At 47.1% G+C, this 18,358-nt stretch carries 11 protein-coding genes; all 11 read right to left on the minus strand.

The window, feature by feature from the left end; genetic code table 11:
* Positions 1–124 precede the first annotated feature (124 nt).
* The 11 genes from KF839_RS01815 to KF839_RS01865 all read right to left on the minus strand — a co-directional run bounded on the left by KF839_RS01815 (position 125) and on the right by KF839_RS01865 (position 18,220).
* On the minus strand, positions 125–994 hold the full coding sequence (locus tag KF839_RS01815; protein WP_292916111.1) for a hypothetical protein: 870 nt from the start codon (positions 992–994) through the stop codon (positions 125–127).
* A 277-nt stretch (positions 995–1,271) separates the two neighbouring features.
* Positions 1,272–3,269: a TonB-dependent receptor plug domain-containing protein gene (locus KF839_RS01820; RefSeq protein WP_292916112.1), complete on the minus strand. Its 1,998-nt coding sequence runs from the start codon at positions 3,267–3,269 to the stop codon at positions 1,272–1,274.
* Positions 3,270–3,640: 371 nt separating this feature from the next.
* Positions 3,641–4,213, minus strand: coding sequence for a YfiR family protein (locus tag KF839_RS01825; RefSeq protein WP_292916113.1), 573 nt, complete (start codon positions 4,211–4,213; stop codon positions 3,641–3,643).
* Positions 4,214–4,233: 20 nt separating this feature from the next.
* Positions 4,234–6,327, minus strand: a complete 2,094-nt coding sequence (locus KF839_RS01830; protein WP_292916114.1) for a TonB-dependent receptor plug domain-containing protein — start codon at positions 6,325–6,327, stop codon at positions 4,234–4,236.
* The gene (locus KF839_RS01835) at positions 6,327–8,387 is read right to left on the minus strand and encodes a TonB-dependent receptor plug domain-containing protein (RefSeq protein ID WP_292916115.1); all 2,061 of its coding nucleotides are present in this window, start codon (positions 8,385–8,387) and stop codon (positions 6,327–6,329) included. The genes KF839_RS01830 and KF839_RS01835 overlap by 1 nt, the downstream gene beginning before the upstream one ends.
* 155 nt (positions 8,388–8,542) lie before the next feature.
* A complete protein-coding gene (locus tag KF839_RS01840; RefSeq protein ID WP_292916116.1) occupies positions 8,543–9,157 on the minus strand; it encodes a YfiR family protein in 615 nt (204 codons plus the stop codon).
* Positions 9,129–11,225, minus strand: coding sequence for a TOL_0244 family TonB-dependent receptor (locus KF839_RS01845; RefSeq protein ID WP_292916117.1), 2,097 nt, complete (start codon positions 11,223–11,225; stop codon positions 9,129–9,131). The genes KF839_RS01840 and KF839_RS01845 overlap by 29 nt, the downstream gene beginning before the upstream one ends.
* A gap of 2 nt (positions 11,226–11,227) precedes the next feature.
* Entirely contained in the window at positions 11,228–13,294 is a 2,067-nt protein-coding gene (locus tag KF839_RS01850) for a TonB-dependent receptor plug domain-containing protein (RefSeq protein WP_292916118.1), read from the minus strand.
* 155 nt (positions 13,295–13,449) lie between these two features.
* On the minus strand, positions 13,450–14,025 hold the full coding sequence (locus KF839_RS01855; protein ID WP_292916119.1) for a YfiR family protein: 576 nt from the start codon (positions 14,023–14,025) through the stop codon (positions 13,450–13,452).
* A 14-nt stretch (positions 14,026–14,039) separates the two neighbouring features.
* Entirely contained in the window at positions 14,040–16,133 is a 2,094-nt protein-coding gene (locus KF839_RS01860; protein ID WP_292916120.1) for a TonB-dependent receptor plug domain-containing protein, read from the minus strand.
* Positions 16,134–16,141: 8 nt separating this feature from the next.
* Positions 16,142–18,220 carry a TOL_0244 family TonB-dependent receptor gene (locus KF839_RS01865; protein WP_292916121.1) on the minus strand — a complete coding sequence of 693 codons (2,079 nt, stop codon included), beginning with the start codon at positions 18,218–18,220 and terminating at the stop codon, positions 16,142–16,144.
* Between the last annotated feature and the right edge of the window lie 138 nt (positions 18,221–18,358).

Below are 18,358 nucleotides of genomic sequence, written 5' to 3' on the forward strand. Positions count from 1 at the left end.
TTGATTTTAAGTATAATACTTACTGAATTTTTTGAAGATGAAAACAGAGGGGGAATATATCCTTATATCTCCGTTTTGACTGTGACTTTTCTCACATTGTCGTGCAGATTTTTTATCATGACCATTAACTGCCGACTTTGACAAAATTACCATCCTGATTGACCCAAATCTCACCGGTAAAAGCATCGGTTATCGTTGCAGCATCCGTCGCAAAACAATCAGCAACAACCTGGCTCGTATAGGTTCCCCGGGTGTAATACTTTACCGGCGGTGTAACAACGATACCTTCGATAGGAAGGCTGGACAAAGTACCGGATAGCGGTGCCGTGATGTCAAGACATAGATCGGAATTTACAACCAGATTGGCAGTACTAGCAGGAGCATTGATAGTGCAATGCTTAACGTTAGCCGCAGCATCGACAATTGCTTGGAAGGGATTCGGTAATCCAGGGATACTGGTCGATAGACCTTCAATACTCGACGAAGTAACGTTATTGCTTCCAAGTATCGAAATGCCGCTGGCGGTCGTTTGCGCCGGTGTTTTGCATAAGTTGGTGTTAGAAAGATCCGACACGACGGCGCAGGCGCCATTGGTGGTTACCGTGACAATGTTGTCGCTCTGGCTGTAGCTGATGCCTGCGAGAATGTCGGCAGTATCGCAAGCAGCGATTCCGGTTGAACCGCCCGAGTTGTCAATCTGACTGATCAGACGGGATAGCGTATCAATCACTACCGGACTGCTCCCCCAAGGGCCGCCCATAGCATAAACATTATTGTCGCTTTTGTTAACACCGACGTAAATATCGGATTCGGGGTAATGCCTGAAAAACCAAGGCTCGATATTTTGAGTTGCACGGCGGCTAGGAAAAATTGTCGGGAAGGTATTTTCCGCCCAATTGAAAAGCTTTTCAGAGTCGCTTGCAAGCGTGGCATGAGCCCATTGAATATTACCGAATAGGGCGAGTGTGAGAAATAACAATTTGAATTGTTTCATGAGAAACTCCTGTGGGCTGAATAAAAGGAAGTATTTAATATCAAAATATTACCTCATTGAGGCAAAGAAAATGGCAAGACCTGATTTTAAATAAATATCCTTGCGATCAAAGGTAAGAATTGGCCATGAAAATGGCGACATTTCTGCTTAATCAGGCTGCTATTGATAAAAAAGCGATATTAATCGTATCCTTGAAGCTACATTCGGCGCAACCGGCTCAGAAACGCATGAATGTCGTCAAGAAATTCTGCAAATCGGGTGAAAGAACAAATTGTTACTAGAAACGCCATTGTATGCCAGCATAAATCCCGCGTGGGATATACCCAGGCGCTATTGGGATAAAATCAGACACAATTTCTCTATGGTTCTGTTTAAACAAATTTTGCCCGACTACGAACAACTCGGTATTCCTGACAGGTTTATAGACCAATTTTGCATCCATGGTGACATAACTGGGAATATCGTATAAGGCAATTTTGCTGGTATATCGTAACCAGAGATTCAATTGTAATTTCTCCGATAGATCGTAGTTTGAGCGAAACGATAGTTGATGCTGAGGATTGGCTTTTTCCGTGCCACCCGTAGTTGGATTGATGTCTTTCATGAAACTGCTGGAAGAGAAATTAATATCGAGAAAGCTGTAGCTGCCTTGCAAACGCCAAGTATCTTTTGGCTTCCAGTCAATCGATGTTTCTATACCATACGTCAAAGCGGATCCCTGATTATTCAGATAAACCGGCTGCAGAAATTGGATGGGCGATCGAGTGATCAGGGATAAAGCGCCAAAACTCACATCACGCAATTGACTGTAATCATTTATAAAAGCGGCGATATCGATCGAAGCTTGTGGTGAGAATTGATGCCGATAACCCAGTTCATACGCGATAAGTTTTTCTGATCCGAAATGCTTATTACCAAACAGTGTTGCGGAGATTGGCAGAACCAAATTTGAAAACTCTGGCCCGAGAGCCGGTAGTAAGAATGGGGTGATATTTATTTTGCCATCGTTTTCAACCCGGGAAGGTGTTCTGACTGCACGAGATACCGCCAACCAGAAAGAATTTTCCGGATTCGGTGTCCACATCAGGCGCGCACTGGGCTGTATTTCCATTCCTGTGAAATCATTATGTTCGAACCGGCTGCCTAAAGTAAACAATAAACGATCAGGGATCAAGGTAATATCATCGCGTATAAACGTTCCGATTAAATGATTGGAGCGTGCGCGAGGAGAAAATGCTAACAGATCCGTATCAAAAACTTTATTGTGATAAAGCCGGTAATTGGAACCCCATGTCAGTTGATGCCGGTCGAAAGGGCGGAATCGGTATTGGATGTCGACATCAAAGCTATCAGCATCAAATCGACCGATCGGCTGAAGTGTTGACTGAGTGCGATCGTAATAGGCTTGTAACATAAAGGAAGAGCTCTCGGAGAAAGTCCGATCCCAACGGAAACGTATGTTTCCTCCTTGATTATTAACGCGCATTCCGCCTGTCAAATTCGACGATAGATAAAGCGCGTTTTTATCGAGCAAGCTGCCTTCGAAATTGGAGAAATAATCGCCTTGCAGGGTAAATTGGTCAATACCGCGGTGATGATCGAGGCGAAATCCGCCTCTCGCTGAATGCCATTGATCATTGGCATTTTCACCTGAAATTGATTGTGTATGGCCTCTGGAAAAGCCCTTGGCATAAACGCGAAAAGGTGTTTCCTCATTTATCATTCCGCCATAGCGGGCGCCGATAAAGCCATGTTCAAAGCTTCCACCACCAACCGTGAAAAGCATACCTTGTGTGTCTGTTGCCCGTTTGGTAATAATGTTAATGACGCCATTAACAGCGTTAGAACCCCATGATGTGGTTGCAGGGCCACGAATCACTTCAATTCGTTCGATATCTTCCATCAGTGTATCTTGTTGTTCCCACAATACCCCGGAAAAAATGGGCGTATAAACGCTGCGCCCATCCATTAGAACCTGCAATTTATTCGCAAAAATACCATTGAAACCACGAATGCTGATGGCCCATTTGTCGGTGCCGATACGTTCAACTTGTACTCCGGGTGCCATTCGTAGCGCATCCGGAATACTGGTGGCACCGGAACGGCGGATATCATCTTGTGTGATTACGAATATCGCTGAAGCAACTTGGGCAAGCTTTTGCGGGGTTCTTGAGACGGTGATCACCTTAACATTCATCAATTCTTCAATGCTCATGTAAAGCAACGAAGAATCAATTAACTTGTTGTCGGAAAACGATAACTTCATTACGCTCATAAGAATCACCAACAGGGCGATCTTTAGCATTCGGGTTGTCACTCGAGTCCATACCGGAATGGGGGGAATTGCGGCTGATCTATCCAGTGAAGCGGTTATTTTTATTAGCTTTTTAATTAATAACATTTTCCAATACCATCACCTAACAGATATGCTTGACTGCATCTGAATCTAGCGATCGAATCCAGCGAAATTATCAAAAAGGGAATGACAGCGATTTTTGACCGATTGCTATCGTACCTGAGCAAATGATGTAGTAAAACGTGAAGCTGATGGTCAGAAATACTGTATTTTTAAGATTTGGAATTGATTGACTATCGTTTGATTCATAATAAATACAGAATCTTATCTAATGGTTTCGCAAAATGTGGTTATTGGTAAACTTTAATCGCGAGTTGCAACAATTTGGAACTGATATCCAGTCCCGCTTTCCTTGCAACTCCCAAGTTAATTTCAAAAATAACTTTTTCATTTATTAGACTCATATTGATGGCGACTCCTCTGGAGGCGGCGTTAGAACTGTCTGCGAGGGTGAGGATTGGCTTGTCCGCCAGCTCCGGTATCAATTCCGCTAGGTTGTCATTGACGGATTTGGAAAAGAAGACTGCCTGACATTGCACCAATTGCTGAGGATTGCTGATTCGTGACACCTTGATAGGACGCGTACCCACCGTTCTGCTTTGCAACTTGTCGATTTCTTGACCGAAATAATCCTCGCCATACAGGCATAGGTTGATTGTCGCATCAGAGTTATCCGGCCATTGGGTGAATGCGATGAAGTTATAGATGAAAGCTGCTTTCACCTGATATTCGAGAGTGTTATCGGCCCTGGCAGTTTCGTGCGCGAGCGGCAGGCCGAAGCTTAACCATAGGGTTAGCATAAAGCGGCCAATCCAGCGTTTGAGCAAACAATCGTTCAGTATTTTCCGAAATAATGGCATCATGATTTGATCGTATGCTCTCATCAGAAACGCCACTGCACGCCGGCGAAAACTCCGCGCGGAATGGACGCGGGTACCAATGGAATAAAATCGGAGGTCAGTTCCTGGTGATGCTGGCGGAACAAGTTTTGACCTACGATGAACAGCTCCGTATTTTTTACCGGTCTATAGGCCAGTTTGGCATCCATCGTGACATAGCTCGGAATCCGGTAGAAAGCGATTTCGCTGGTATAGCGCAACCACAGGTTTAGTTGTAATTTATCGGAAAAGTCATAATTGGAGCGGACTGATAATTGATGCTGAGGGTTTGCTTTTTTGGATCCTCCGGTGGTTGGGTTAGAATTTGTAAGTGGATTATCCGAAGAGAAATCAATATTGAGGAAACTGTAGCTGGTTTGCACGCGCCAGTTTTCTCTCGGTTTGAGGTCGATCGAAGTTTCCACGCCGTACGTTAAGGCCGATCCCTGGTTATTAACAAATACCGGTTGCAACAATCGCAACGGTAAGCCGGTGCTTAGAGAGAATACGCCAAAGGAGACATCGCGTAATTGGCTGTAGTCATTAGCAAAACCGGTGATGTCGATGGACGCTTGCGGAGAAAATTGGTGTCGATATCCCAATTCATATGCGATCAGTTTTTCCGAATTGTAGTGACTGTTGCCGAACAGTGTTGTTGAAATCGGGAAGGGCAACTGGGATAAAATCGATTCGGACGCGGTGGGTATGAAAGACGTAATATCGATCCGGCTATCATTTTCCGCGCGCGATGGTGTGCGGACAGCGCGGGACACGGCTAGCCAAACTGAATTCTCGTGATTCGGTGTCCACATCAGCCGTGCATTCGGCTGTATTTCCATGCCAGTGAAGTCGTTGTGCTCAAACCGGCTGCCGATGGTGAACAACAGACGATCCGGTATCAGCGTGATGTCATCGCGGATAAAGGTGCCAATCAAGTGATTAGTCCGGTCACGCGGAGAAAACGTCAATAAGGGCGTATCGAATACCTTGTTATGATAGAGCCGGTAATTCGCGCCCCAAGTAAGTTGATGACGGTCGAACAATGGGAATCGGTATTGCAGATCGATGTCGAAACTTTCGGCGTCAAATTTGCCGATTGGCAAGAGTTGCGAAAGATTCCGGTCGTAATAGGTTTGCAGCATGAAAGACGATCGTTCGGAGAACGTCCGGTCCCAGCGGAAGCGGATATTCCCGCCTTCGTTGTGCCCTCGCATCTGACTGTTAGGGGATGTTGAAAGATAGCGCGCGTCATAATCCAACGTGCTGCCGTCAAAATTGAAGAAAACATCGCCTTGCAATGCAAATTGATCGATGCCGCGTTGATGATCGACGCGGAACCCGCCACGGGCGGAGTGCCATTGATCGTTGGCATGCTCACCGGCAACCGCCTGCGTTTGATCGCGGGTGAATCCCTTGGCGTAAACCCGGAAAGGCGTTTCATCGTTGATTTTTCCGCCGTAGCGAGCGCCCATAAAACCGCGTTCAAAGCTGCCACCTCCAGCGGTAAAGAGTGTACCTTGGGTATCCGCGGCTTTTTTGGTAATGATATTGATGACACCGTTAACCGCATTGGCGCCCCAAGAAGTCGCAGCCGGACCTCGAATCACTTCGATGCGTTCGATGTCTTCCATCAAAGTATCCTGCTGTTCCCACAATACGCCGGAGAAAATCGGCGAGTAGACGCTGCGACCGTCCATGAGCACTTGCAATTTGTTGGCGTATACGCCGTTAAAGCCGCGAATACTGACCGCCCATTTATCGGTGCCGACGCGTTCTACTTGTACACCAGGCGCCATCCGCAATGCATCGGGGATATTGGTTGCGCCGGAACGGCGAATATCATCTTGCGTAATGACAAAGATAGCCGACGCAACTTGAGTCAGCTTTTCAGGGGCTCTTGATACCGTGGTTACCTTGACGTTCATCAATTCCTCGATACTGAGATTGAGAAATTGATTGTCAAGCGGTTTGTTTTGCGCAACTGCCGAACTGCTACAAATTATTATCAGCCATGCCCCTATGAAAGCCATTCGCAACGCGGGTAATCTTATCCCCGGTGCTATCGGTAGCAGCCATGTACTGAAATACCTATATGGCATTAGTATCTCCATTCGACACCGGCATAAACACCCCTCTGCACAAAAGTAGCTAAGGACGGAATAAAATCGGATTGCGATTCTCGATGGTACTGACTGAACAAATTTTGTCCGACTACGAAAACTTCAGCATTCTTGATGGGCTTCCACGTGAGCTTGGTATCCATGGTGACATAGCCTGGAATATTGAAGAATGCGAGACCGCTGACGTAGCGCAGCCATAGATTCAGCTGGAGTTTCTCGGAAAAATCATAGTGCGATCTCACTGATAACTGATGGCTTGGGTTGGCTTTGTGAGCGCCGGCGGAAGATGAATCCAGTTGACGAAATTCGGGATTCGAAGCGGTATTGATGTGCAAAAATGAATAACTGCCTTGCAAGCGCCAATTGTCACGAGGCCGCCAGTCGACTGAGGATTCAAAACCGTACGAATGCGCGGTGGTGTCGTTACTGAAGACGACCGGCAATACCAAATACGGTATCGGACCAGTACCGGGTACCATCGGGCCGAAACGAAAATCCCTTAATTGACTGTAATCGTTGAAGAAGCCGGCTAAATCGACCGATGCATTTTCAGTTATGCGGCGGCGGTAGCCCAATTCGTAAGCGATCAGTTTCTCGGCTTGGTAGTGATGATTGCCTTGCACCGCCATTAATACCGGTACCGGGAATGCCGGCATACCGGGCAGTCCTGGTACTACGCGTCCGGCAATCGTGACATCATTTTCACCGCGCGATGGAATCCGCACCGCGCGCGATATCGATAGCCACATCGAGTTTTGCGGATCCGGTGTAAACATCAGGCGTCCATTGGGTTGTACTTCCAGGCCGGTGAAATCATTGTGATCGAGTCGGGTGCCGAGCGATAAAACCAATTTGTCCGGTAACAGCATGATGTCGTCACGAATGAAAGCGCTAAAATTGTGATTGGTGCGTTGCGCCGGGGTGAAAGCGGTCAACATTGTTTCTGTAACTTTGTTGTTATATAAGCGGTAATTGAGACCCCAAGTGACATCGTGTCGTTGAAGCAGTGGCAGTCGATGCTGGAAATCGACATCAAAACTCTCCGCGTATTTTGTCCAAGGCGCTAGCTGATTATGCACGCGATCGTAGTAGGTTTGCAGCATGATGGATGATTTTTCGGAGAAAGTACGATCCCAGCGTAAGCGAATGTTGCCGCCTTTTTCTGTGGTATCGACAACGTCCAAACGGGAAAAAGGCGCTATCAATGAAGGCTGCATCAGACTGTCGCCGATGCGGTTCGCAAAAATATCACCTTGCAGGGTCAGTTGATCGATCCCCTGAGTATGGTCGATACGGAAACCGGTTCTGACCGATTGCCAGCTATCATGCGTACTGGTTCCCGAGAGAGTGTGACTGTGATCGCGGCTGAAAGCTTTGGTATAAATGCGAAACGGCGTGTTCTCACCGAGCATGCCGCCGTAGCGCGCACCGACAAAACCCTGCTCGAAGCTGCCGCCGCCGGCTGTAAACAGTAAGCCTTGCGTATCAGCAGCTTTTTTGGTGATGATGTTAATCACGCCGTTGACTGCGTTGACGCCCCAGACAGTGGCGCCAGGACCGCGGATGACTTCGATGCGTTCGACATCTTCCAACAGCGTATCTTGCTGACTCCAGATGACGCCCGAGAACAATGGCGTGTAAACGCTGCGGCCATCGATCAATACCTGTAGTTTGTTGGCAAATCGACCATTGAAGCCGCGGATACTGATCGACCACTTGTCGGTGCCGACGCGCGCGACATCCACACCGGGCGCCATGCGTAACACTTCTGGAATACTGGTAACGCCGGAACGGCGGATGTCATCCTGAGTGATGACAAAAATAGCCGAAGGGGTTTCCGATAGTTTCTGCGCGCGCCTGGACACGGACGTAACTTCGACTTGCATTAATTCTTCGATGCTTAACGTCAATAGCTGATCGGCATCCTTTTTAATGCGAGGTTTGTTATCGGCTTGAGCTGTTTTGGAATGACTCCAAAGCAGTACAAAAACCAATAACCCGAGTTTTAACAGGACAGTCAAATCGTCCACAAGCGTCATAGATCAATAAAATTAATAATATAGACTTACTTTGTCATAATAATTGATGACTTGGATATGTAATACTCTGAGTTGAAGCAATAAATTCCTTTTTTTCAAACTCTGTTGCAAGAAGATTGAATTGATCTGATGAAAACGGGCAGACCTGCGAAGTTCTATTGATGAACTTTGGTTGCTAATTGCAGTAACTTGGAACTGATGTCCAAACCGGATTTTCTGGCGCTTCTCAGATTGATTTCAAATACGATTTTTTCGTTCACCAAATTCATGTTGATGGTAGTTCCTTGCGAAATTGCATCAGGGGTATCGGCAATCGTCAGAATTGGATAACTTTCCAAGCCGCTGATAATGTCCGCCATGGTGTTATTGACGGATTTGGAGAAAAAGATCGCTTGGCATTGCGATAATCGATTGCTATTGTGGACGCGCATCACCTTGATCGGGCGCGTGCCAACCGATTTGTTTTGTAGCTTGTCGATTTCTTTTCCGAACAGATCCTCACCGTAAAGGCAAAGATGAATGGCCTGATTTGTATTTTCTGGCCATTGTGTAAAGGCGATGAAGTTATAGATAAAAGCGGCCTTCACTTGATATTCCAGGATGCTATCCGCTTTTGCCGGTGCATAAGTAGCAGGCAGACCATAGCCGAGCCAGAAGGCCAACAGCCCGGTGCAGATGCTCCGTGTCACGAAGCCATCCGGCCATTTGGTGAGTCGATGAAGGGTATGCAGGTTCATATTCTCACCAAAAGCGCCATTGCGCTCCTGCATAAATCCCTCGTGGAATGACGGCGAGTGATGAGGGTAGGAAATCAGCTACGAATTCTTGATGATTTTGACTGAACAGGTTTTGCCCGACAACGAACAGCTCGAGATTTTTTGCCGGCTTATACGTCATTCTGGCATCCATCGTGACATAGCCGGGGATGTTGTAGTACGAGATATCACTGGTGTAGCGCAACCAGAAATTGGCTTCCAGTTTATCCGATAAATCGTGGTTTGAACGGAGTGACAATTGATGTTGAGGATTGACTTTGTCGGCGCCGCTGGTAATAGGGTCAAACCTTTTTGTCAGTGAATTCGCGGAGATATCCATTTGCAGAAAACTGTAATTGCCCTGCAAGCGCCATTTGTCTGTAGGCTTCCAATCAGCGGAAATCTCAAATCCGTAAGTTAATGCCGATGCTTGATTATTGCCCATGACCGGCAATAAAAATTGAGTGGGTATTCCCGTGCTTAGCGACAACGCGCCAAAACTGGCATCGCGCAGCTGGCTATAATCATTAACAAATCCGGCAATATCGACAGATGCTCGCGGAGAAAATTGATGCCGATAGCCTAGTTCATAAGCGATGAGCTTTTCGGAATTAAAGTTGTGCGAACCTTGGATGACTGCCAATATCGGGAAAGGTAGGGCCGGCAATCCTGGAAAATCACGTATTTGCGCTGCGTTGATGCGAATGTCGTTTTCAGCGCGAGAAGGGGTGCGAACTGCGCGTGAAACCGCCATCCAAACCGAGTTCTTGGCATCGGGGGTCCATATGAGACGTGCATTGGGTTGTATTTCCAACCCGCTAAAGTCATTGTGATCCAAACGAGTGCCGATTGAGAACCGCAAGTAATCGGGTATTAACGTGATTTCATCGCGGATGAAACCGCTGATGAGCTGATTGGTTCGAGTACGCGGATGAAAAGTAATAACATCAGTATCGAAGAACGTATTATGATAAAGCCGGTAGTTAGCGCCCCAAGTTAAGTCATGTCGGTCGAACAAGGGGAAACGATGCTGGAAATCAACGTCAAAGCTTTCAGCATCATAATCGACAACCGGTAATATTTTTTGGCGAATACGGTCATAGTAAGTTTGAAACATGATGGAAGAACGGTCAGCGATTGCCCGGTCCCATCGGAAACGAATATTTCCTCCTTCCTCATAGCCACGATAGCCGTTGACCGGAATTGTCGGTAAATCGAGTACGGCTCTATTAATTTTGTCGCCATTGGAATTAAAAAAAACATCACCTTGCAGGGTGAGCTGATCGATGCCACGGCTATGATCCACCCGGAATCCTCCTCGAGCGGAATGCCACTGGTCGCGATTATTTTCTCCGGATAACGATGCAGTATTGTTCCGGGTGAAGCCTTTTGCATAGACGCGAAAAGGCGTGTCTTCATTGATTATGCCGCCATAACGAACACCGGCGAAGCCGTGCTCAAAACTTCCCCCTCCTGCGCTGAGAAGTACTCCCTGAGTATCGGCGGCTTTCTTGGTAATGATGTTAATGACGCCATTCACCGCATTCGCTCCCCATACCGCAGCGGCGGGTCCACGGATTACTTCGATACGTTCAATATCTTCCATCAGCGTATCCTGCTGTTCCCACAGTACCCCTGAGAATAAGGGTGAATAAACGCTGCGTCCATCCATCAGGACTTGCAATTTGTTGGCGAAGCGACCGTTAAAGCCGCGAATACTGACCGCCCATTTGTCAGTGCCGATGCGTTCTACTTGTACACCGGGCGCCATTCTTAAGGCGTCCGGAATACTTGTGGCACCGGAACGGCGGATGTCGTCTTGGGTGATCACAAATACAGCTGATGCGACTTGGGTCAGTTTTTGCGGATTTCTTGAAACGGTGATTACCTTGACATTCATTAACTCTTCAATGCTTAAGCTTAGAAGCTCGCTATCGATAGGCTTATTTTGTGCGATGGCCATATTTGCAAAACTTCCCATCAGCAGAATCAAAGTTGAGAGCTCCAGAATAAAAATCTGCAACAAACGCCGCTGCCAAAAGGCTGTCACTGATTGCATCAGGGGTATTTGAATATTATTCATGGTTAAAAGCGCCATTCCACTCCGGCATACACACCGCGTGGTATCGTTGTTGGTAATGACGGGAGGAAGTCAGCGACAAGTTCCCTGTGGTTCTGACTAAACAGATTCTGGCCGACGACAAATAACTCGACATTTTTGAGGGGTCTATGCACCAGTTTGGCATCCATGGTGACGTAGCCGGGAATGCGGTAAAAATCCACGCCGCTGACATAACGCAGCCAGAGATTGAGTTGCGATTTTTCCGAGAAATCGTAGTTGGAACGTATCGAAAATTGATGACGCGGGCTGACCTTATCCGCGCTACCGGTCGTGGGATCGATTTGTTTCAGTGCCGAGTCGGAATGAATATGCATGTTCAGAAAGCTATAATTGCCTTGCAAACGCCATTTTTCATTTGGCTTCCATTCGAGCGATGTTTCCACCCCATATGTTTTTCCCGAAGCATTGTTGGTCAGTTCGACCGGCAGTATCAGATGCGGCGGAAAGCTCGCATGAAACAATGGCGATCCGACGGATAGGTCGCGTAACTGACTATAATCGTTATAGAAAGCGGAAATATCAATGGAAGCTTGGGGCGAAAACTGATAGCGATATCCCGTTTCGTAAGCGATTAGTTTTTCCGCCTTGAAGTTTGATGTGCCATTTAATTGTGCCAAAACCGGGAACGGGAGCAGTATCGGCAAGCCGGGAATTGAACTCAGTGTCCGGGTATTGAGTTGAATATCATTTTCCGCCCGGGAGGGGATGCGCACCGCGCGTGAGACAGCCATCCAAATCGAATTTTGCTCATTAGGTGTCCACATTAAACGTGCGTTTGGCTGTATTTCCCATCCGGTAAAATCGTTATGATCAAAGCGTGATCCCAAATTAAGCCGCAAATATTCCGGTAGCAAGGTGATTTCATCACGAATGAATGCACTGGCCATGTGATTGGTTTGCGAGCGGGGACTAAATGAAACCAATTCCGTATCGAATTCTTTATTGTGATAGAGGCGATAATTCGCTCCCCATGTCAAATCGTGTTTTTCAAACAAAGGAAAACGATATTGAAAGTCAATATCAAAGCTTTCAGTTCTGTAGATTGAGCCGGTTAATGCCCGATAATCAACCCTGTCGTAATAAGTTTGCAGCATAATGGCCGACTTTTCCGAATAGGCGCGATCCCATCGGAAGCGTATATTTCCACCCGCATCATGCGCTCTGGCAGATGCTATTTGAATGATAGGTGCGCTGAGTGCGGATTTATCGAGCCGGTCACCATACGAATTGAAAAAAACGTCACCTTGCAAGGTAAACTGATCAATACCGCGATGATGATCGATGCGGAATCCGCCACGGGCGGAATGCCACTGATCGTTAATATTCTCACCCGTTAAGGATTTGGTATGACTTCGGGTGAATCCTTTGGCGTAGATGCGGAAAGGTGTGTCTTCATTGATTTTTCCACCGTAGCGCGCACCGGTGAAACCATGCTCAAAACTGCCGCCGCCGCCCGAAAATAATGCACCCTGAGTGTCCGCCGCTTTCTTGGTAATGATATTGATAACACCGTTAACGGCGTTGGCGCCCCATACTGCCGCGTTAGGGCCGCGGATGACTTCGATGCGTTCGATATCTTCCATCAAGGTATCTTGCTGTTCCCACTGCACACCGGCAAACAGCGGATTGTAGACGCTGCGTCCATCCATTAAGACTTGCAGCTTGTCGGCAAAACGACCATTGAAACCGCGAATGCTAATTGCCCATTTATCGGTGCCGATACGCGCAACCTCGACACCGGGCGCCATGCGCAATGCTTCGGGAATACTGGTCGCACCAGAACGGCGGATGTCGTCCTGAGTGATGACGAAGATGGCGGCGGGTACTTCCGATAGTTTCTGTGTGCGCCTGGATACGGACGTGACTTCGACTTGCATCAATTCTTCGATGCTTAACGTCAATAGCTGATCGGTATCTTTTTTAATACGAGGTTTGTTGTCAGCTTGAACTGTTTTGGAAAAGCTCCAAAGCAATACAAAAACCGATAACCCGAATTTTAATAGGACAGTCAAGTTGTCCACAAACGTCATAGATCAATAAAATGAATGATATAAGCTTATTTTGTCATGATAATTGATGACTTGGAAATGTAATGTTTTGAGTTGAAGCACAAAATTCCTTTTTTTTAAATTCAGTAAAAAAGCCGAATCAACCTGGTGAAAACCGGTGAATCGTTATGAATGTTTTATTGATGAACTTTGGTTGCTAATTGCAGCAACTTGGAGCTGATATCCAGGCCGGATTTTCTCGCATTTGCCAGATTAATTTCGAACACGATTTTTTCGTTGATTAAATTCATGTTGATGATAATACCTCTTGATATTGCATTGGGAGTATCCGCGAGGGTCAGGATCGGTCGATTCTGGAGGCTATTGACGATACTCGCCAAAGCATTGTCAGTCGATTTGGAAAAGAAGATGACCTGGCATTGCTGTAATTGGTTGATGCTATTGATGTGCATAACCTTGATCGATTGCGTACCAACCGCTCTGTTTTGTAATTTATCGATTTCTTGACCGAAATAATCCACGCCGTACAAGCAAAGATTGATCACTGGATCGGTATTCTCCGGCCATTGTGTGAACGCGATGAAATTGTAAATAAAAGCCGCTTTGACCTGATACTCCAGCATGTTGTCGGCTTTTGCGACGGGATGGGAAATAGGGAGGCCGAAGCTACACAATATGATCAATAAAAAGCGACCGATGCATCGCCATATCGATGTATTCAGTAACTTAAATTGTTGAGTCAGCTCGCGCACTGTTCCGATATCCCTTAAAAACGCCACTGCACGCCAGCGTAAACTCCTCGAGGAATATACACCGGGATTATAGGAAGGAACTCAGCGACGGATTCTCTGTGGTTCTGACTAAACAGGTTTTGGCCGACAACAAACAGTTCCGTGTTTTTTGTAGGTTTGTAAGCCAGCTTTGCATCCATCGTGACATAGCTTGGGATGTTGTAAAGCGCGATGTTACTGGTATAACGCATCCAGAGATTAAGTTGTAATCTTTCGGAAAAGTCGTAGTTTGAACGGACTGACAATTGATGTTGCGGAGCGACTTTTTCCGCGCCTTTTCCGGACGGGTCATATCGTGATAATAAATTATTCGAAGAGAAATCAATATTGAGGAAACTATAGCTTGCTTGCAGGCGCCAGTTTTCTTTGGGTTTTAAATCAGCGGAAGCTTCAACGCCGTAAGTCAATGCAGAACCGTGATTATTGATCGCAACAGGTTGTAGCAACTGTAACGGTAATCCGGTGCTGAGCGATAGAGCGCCAAAGCTTACATCGCGTAATTGGCTGTAGTCGTTGATGAAACCGGCGATATCAATGGAAGCCTGTGGTGAGAATTGATGCCGGTAACCCAGTTCGTACGCGATGAGTTTCTCGGAATTGTAGCGATGATTGCCGAACAATGTCGCGGATAACGGAAAAGGTAAGCCGGATAACGCAGATCCGATCGCGGGGGGCAGGAATGGCGTAATGTCAATTTTGCCATCGTTTTCACCCCGTGAAGGTGTTCTGACCGCACGGGATACTGCCAGCCAAACGGAATTCTCGTGATTGGGCGTCCACATCAGGCGCGCATTGGGTTGGATTTCCATGCCGGTAAAATCGTTATGTTCGAATCGACTACCCAAAGTGAATAATAAGCGGTCGGGTATCAACGTGATGTCATCGCGAATGAAGGTTCCGGCTACATGGTTGGTTTGTTCACGCGGAGAAAATGTATATAAGTTGGTATCGAAAACTTTGTTGTGATAAAGCCGGTAATTGGCTCCCCATGTCAGTTGATGCCGGTCGAAAAGCGGGAACCGGTATTGCATGTCGATATCGAAGCTTTCCGCGTCAAATTTGCCGAGCGGCTGTATTTGCGACAAGGTACGGTCATAATAAGCTTGCAGCATGAGGGAGGAACGTTCGGAGAAGGTCCGGTCCCAGCGGAAACGAATATCGCCGCCTTCATTATGGCCGCGCATCTCGCCAGTGGGATTGTTGCGTGAGAGATAGCGGGCGTCATAATCCAGCGTGCTGCCGTTAAAATTGGAGAAAAAATCCCCTTGCAATGTCAACTGGTCAATGCCGCGACGATGATCGATGCGGAATCCGCCTCTGGCTGAATGCCATTGATCGTTTGCGTTCTCTCCCGATAGCGCTTGCGTATGGCCTCGGGTAAAGCCTTTGGCATAAACACGAAACGGCGTTTCCTGATTAATCGTTCCGCCATAGCGGGCTCCGATAAAACCATGTTCAAAACTTCCACCGCCAGCGGTAAAGAGCGTACCTTGCGTGTCGGCGGCTTTTTTAGTGATGATGTTGATGACACCGTTGACGGAATTCGATCCCCATGATGTAGCGGCAGGACCCCGGATGACTTCGATGCGCTCAATATCTTCCATCATGGTATCTTGTTGTTCCCACAATACGCCGGAAAAAATCGGTGAGTACACGCTGCGGCCGTCCATCAGTACTTGCAATTTATTGGCGTAAATACCATTAAAACCACGGATGCCAATGGACCATTTATCGGTGCCGACACGCTCTACTTGGACACCGGGCGCCATCCGCAACGCATCCGGGATACTGGTTGCGCCGGAGCGGCGAATATCGTCTTGGGTGATGACAAAGATGGCGGATGCGACTTCGTTGAGTTTCTGAGGTGTTCTGGAGACTGTGGTTACTTTAACATTCATCAATTCTTCGATGCTTAGATTTAGAAACTGATTGTCAACAGATTGATTGGTTGCATCAGCGAAATTTGCAAAGCATCCGAGGCATAGCAATACGCAGTATTTCAATTTCAAAAAATGCAACAGGCCTTGTTTCCGCCGCTTGTAGGAAAATTGCATTTTATGTTTCTTCATATCCATTGCTAGAAGCGCCATTCCATACCGCCATAGACACCGCGCGGGATATAAGTGGGAAACGAAGGAATAAAATCCGACACGAACTCGCGGTGATTAGAGCTAAACAGGTTTTGCCCGACCACAAATAACTCAACATTCTTTTTTGGCCGGTATACCAGTTTGGCATCCATGGTGGTATAGCCGGGTAAGCGATAAAAATCCACGCTGCTGACGTAACGTAACCACAAATTCAATTGCAACCGGTCGGAGAAATCGTAATTCGACCGCGCGGAAATTTGATGCTGAGGGCTGACGGTATCGGCGCTACCGGTGGTTGGATCGAATTGCCGCAGCAATGAATCGGAATGGATATGCATGTTGATGAAGCTGTAGTTGCTTTGCAGACGCCATTTTTCATTTACCCGCCAGTCGGCGGATATTTCAACGCCATGCGCTTGTCCGGAAGCGTTGTTGGTTAGCAAAATCGGCAGGATCAAATGTTGCGGAAAGTTTGAATGAAACGATAGTTGCTGAAAATTCGGGGATAAGTCACGCAACTGACTATAATCGTTATAGAAAGCAGCGATATCGACAGAGGCATGCGGCGAAAATTGATGCCGGTACCCGATTTCGTACGCGAGCAGTTTTTCAGCATTGAAATGCGGACTACCGGTTAACTGAGTCAGCACCGGAAAAGGTAGCAAAGCCGATAAACCGGGTATATCGCGCGCACCCAATGTTCTGGCATTAAAGAGGATATCGTTTTCCGCGCGCGAAGGGATGCGGACTGCGCGGGAAACAGCCAGCCACAATGAATTTTTTTCGTCCGGCGTGAACATAACGCGAGCATTCGGTTGAATTTCCCAGCCGGTAAAATCATTGTGATCGAAGCGCGAACCCAGTGTCAGCTTTAAATGTTCCGGGATCAACGTGATGTCATCGCGGATGAAGGTGCTTATCATGTGATTGGTTTGTTGACGGGGACTGAACGAAATCAGTTCGTTATCGAACACTTTATTATGATACAGGCGGTAATTGGCGCCCCAGGTCAGATCGTGCCGTTCAAACAATGGAAAGCGGTGCTGGAAATCGATATCGAAGCTTTCCGCTCTAAAAAATGCGCTTGTTAATAAGCGGTAATCGACACGATCATAATAGCTTTGCAACATAATCGACGATCGATCGGACAAGGTGCGATCCCAACGGAAACGGATATTGCCGCCTTCGTTGTGACCCCTGGCGGAATCCGCTTGGATAATGGGAGCGCTTAATTGCGTTTTATTCAGGTGATCGCCGAAAGCGTTGTGAAAAATATCACCTTGAAGCGTGAATTGATCGATACCGCGCGAATGATCGATACGGAATCCGCCTCTGGCGGAATGCCATTGATCATTGGCGCTTTCCCCCGTAACGGTTTTCATGTTGTCACGGGTAAACCCTTTGGCGTAGAAACGGTAGTAAGTATCCTCGTTGATTTTGCCGCCATAACGGGCACCCGCGAATCCGTGTTCGAAACTGCCGCCACCGGCTGAGAACAAGATGCCTTGCGTGTCGGCGGCTTTCTTGGTGATGATATTGATCACGCCATTGACGGCGTTGGCGCCCCAGACAGAAGCATTCGGTCCGCGGATGACTTCGATGCGTTCGATATCTTCTATAAAAGTATCTTGTTGTTCCCACTGCACACCGGCAAACAACGGATTATAGACGCTGCGTCCATCGATCAGAACTTGCAGTTTGTCGGCGAAGCGTCCATTGAAACCGCGAATGCTGATCGCCCATTTATCGGTGCCGATGCGTGCGACTTCGACACCGGGTGCCATGCGCAATGCTTCGGGAATACTGGTCACACCCGAACGGCGAATATCGTCTTGAGTGATAACAAAAATGGCGGCAGGCACTTCCGACAGTTTTTGCGATCGCCGTGAAGCGGAAATTACTTGGATATTCATAAGTTCTTCAATACTGAGATCCAGAAACTGATTACCCGCTGGTTTTTTCCCACTGAGCGACAACTCTGTTGCAACTGCAATATTGCTCAGACTGCATAACATAGCGGAGCTTAACAACAATTTTTTGTTCAGTGACGTTATCAGGTCAAGCATTGCAAGCACAGATGCTGGTTTTGAAGTGTGATCTATTATGAATATGTTGTTAATATTGAGAGCAGTCTTTATTTCTGTAAGAACTCGTCATCATACTGTGTCAGCAAATTCCCGAAAGCTCGATTACAACGAGTTCAG

Origin of the sequence: Nitrosomonas sp. (assembly GCF_019635155.1) — a bacterium.
Lineage (GTDB): Bacteria > Pseudomonadota > Gammaproteobacteria > Burkholderiales > Nitrosomonadaceae > Nitrosomonas.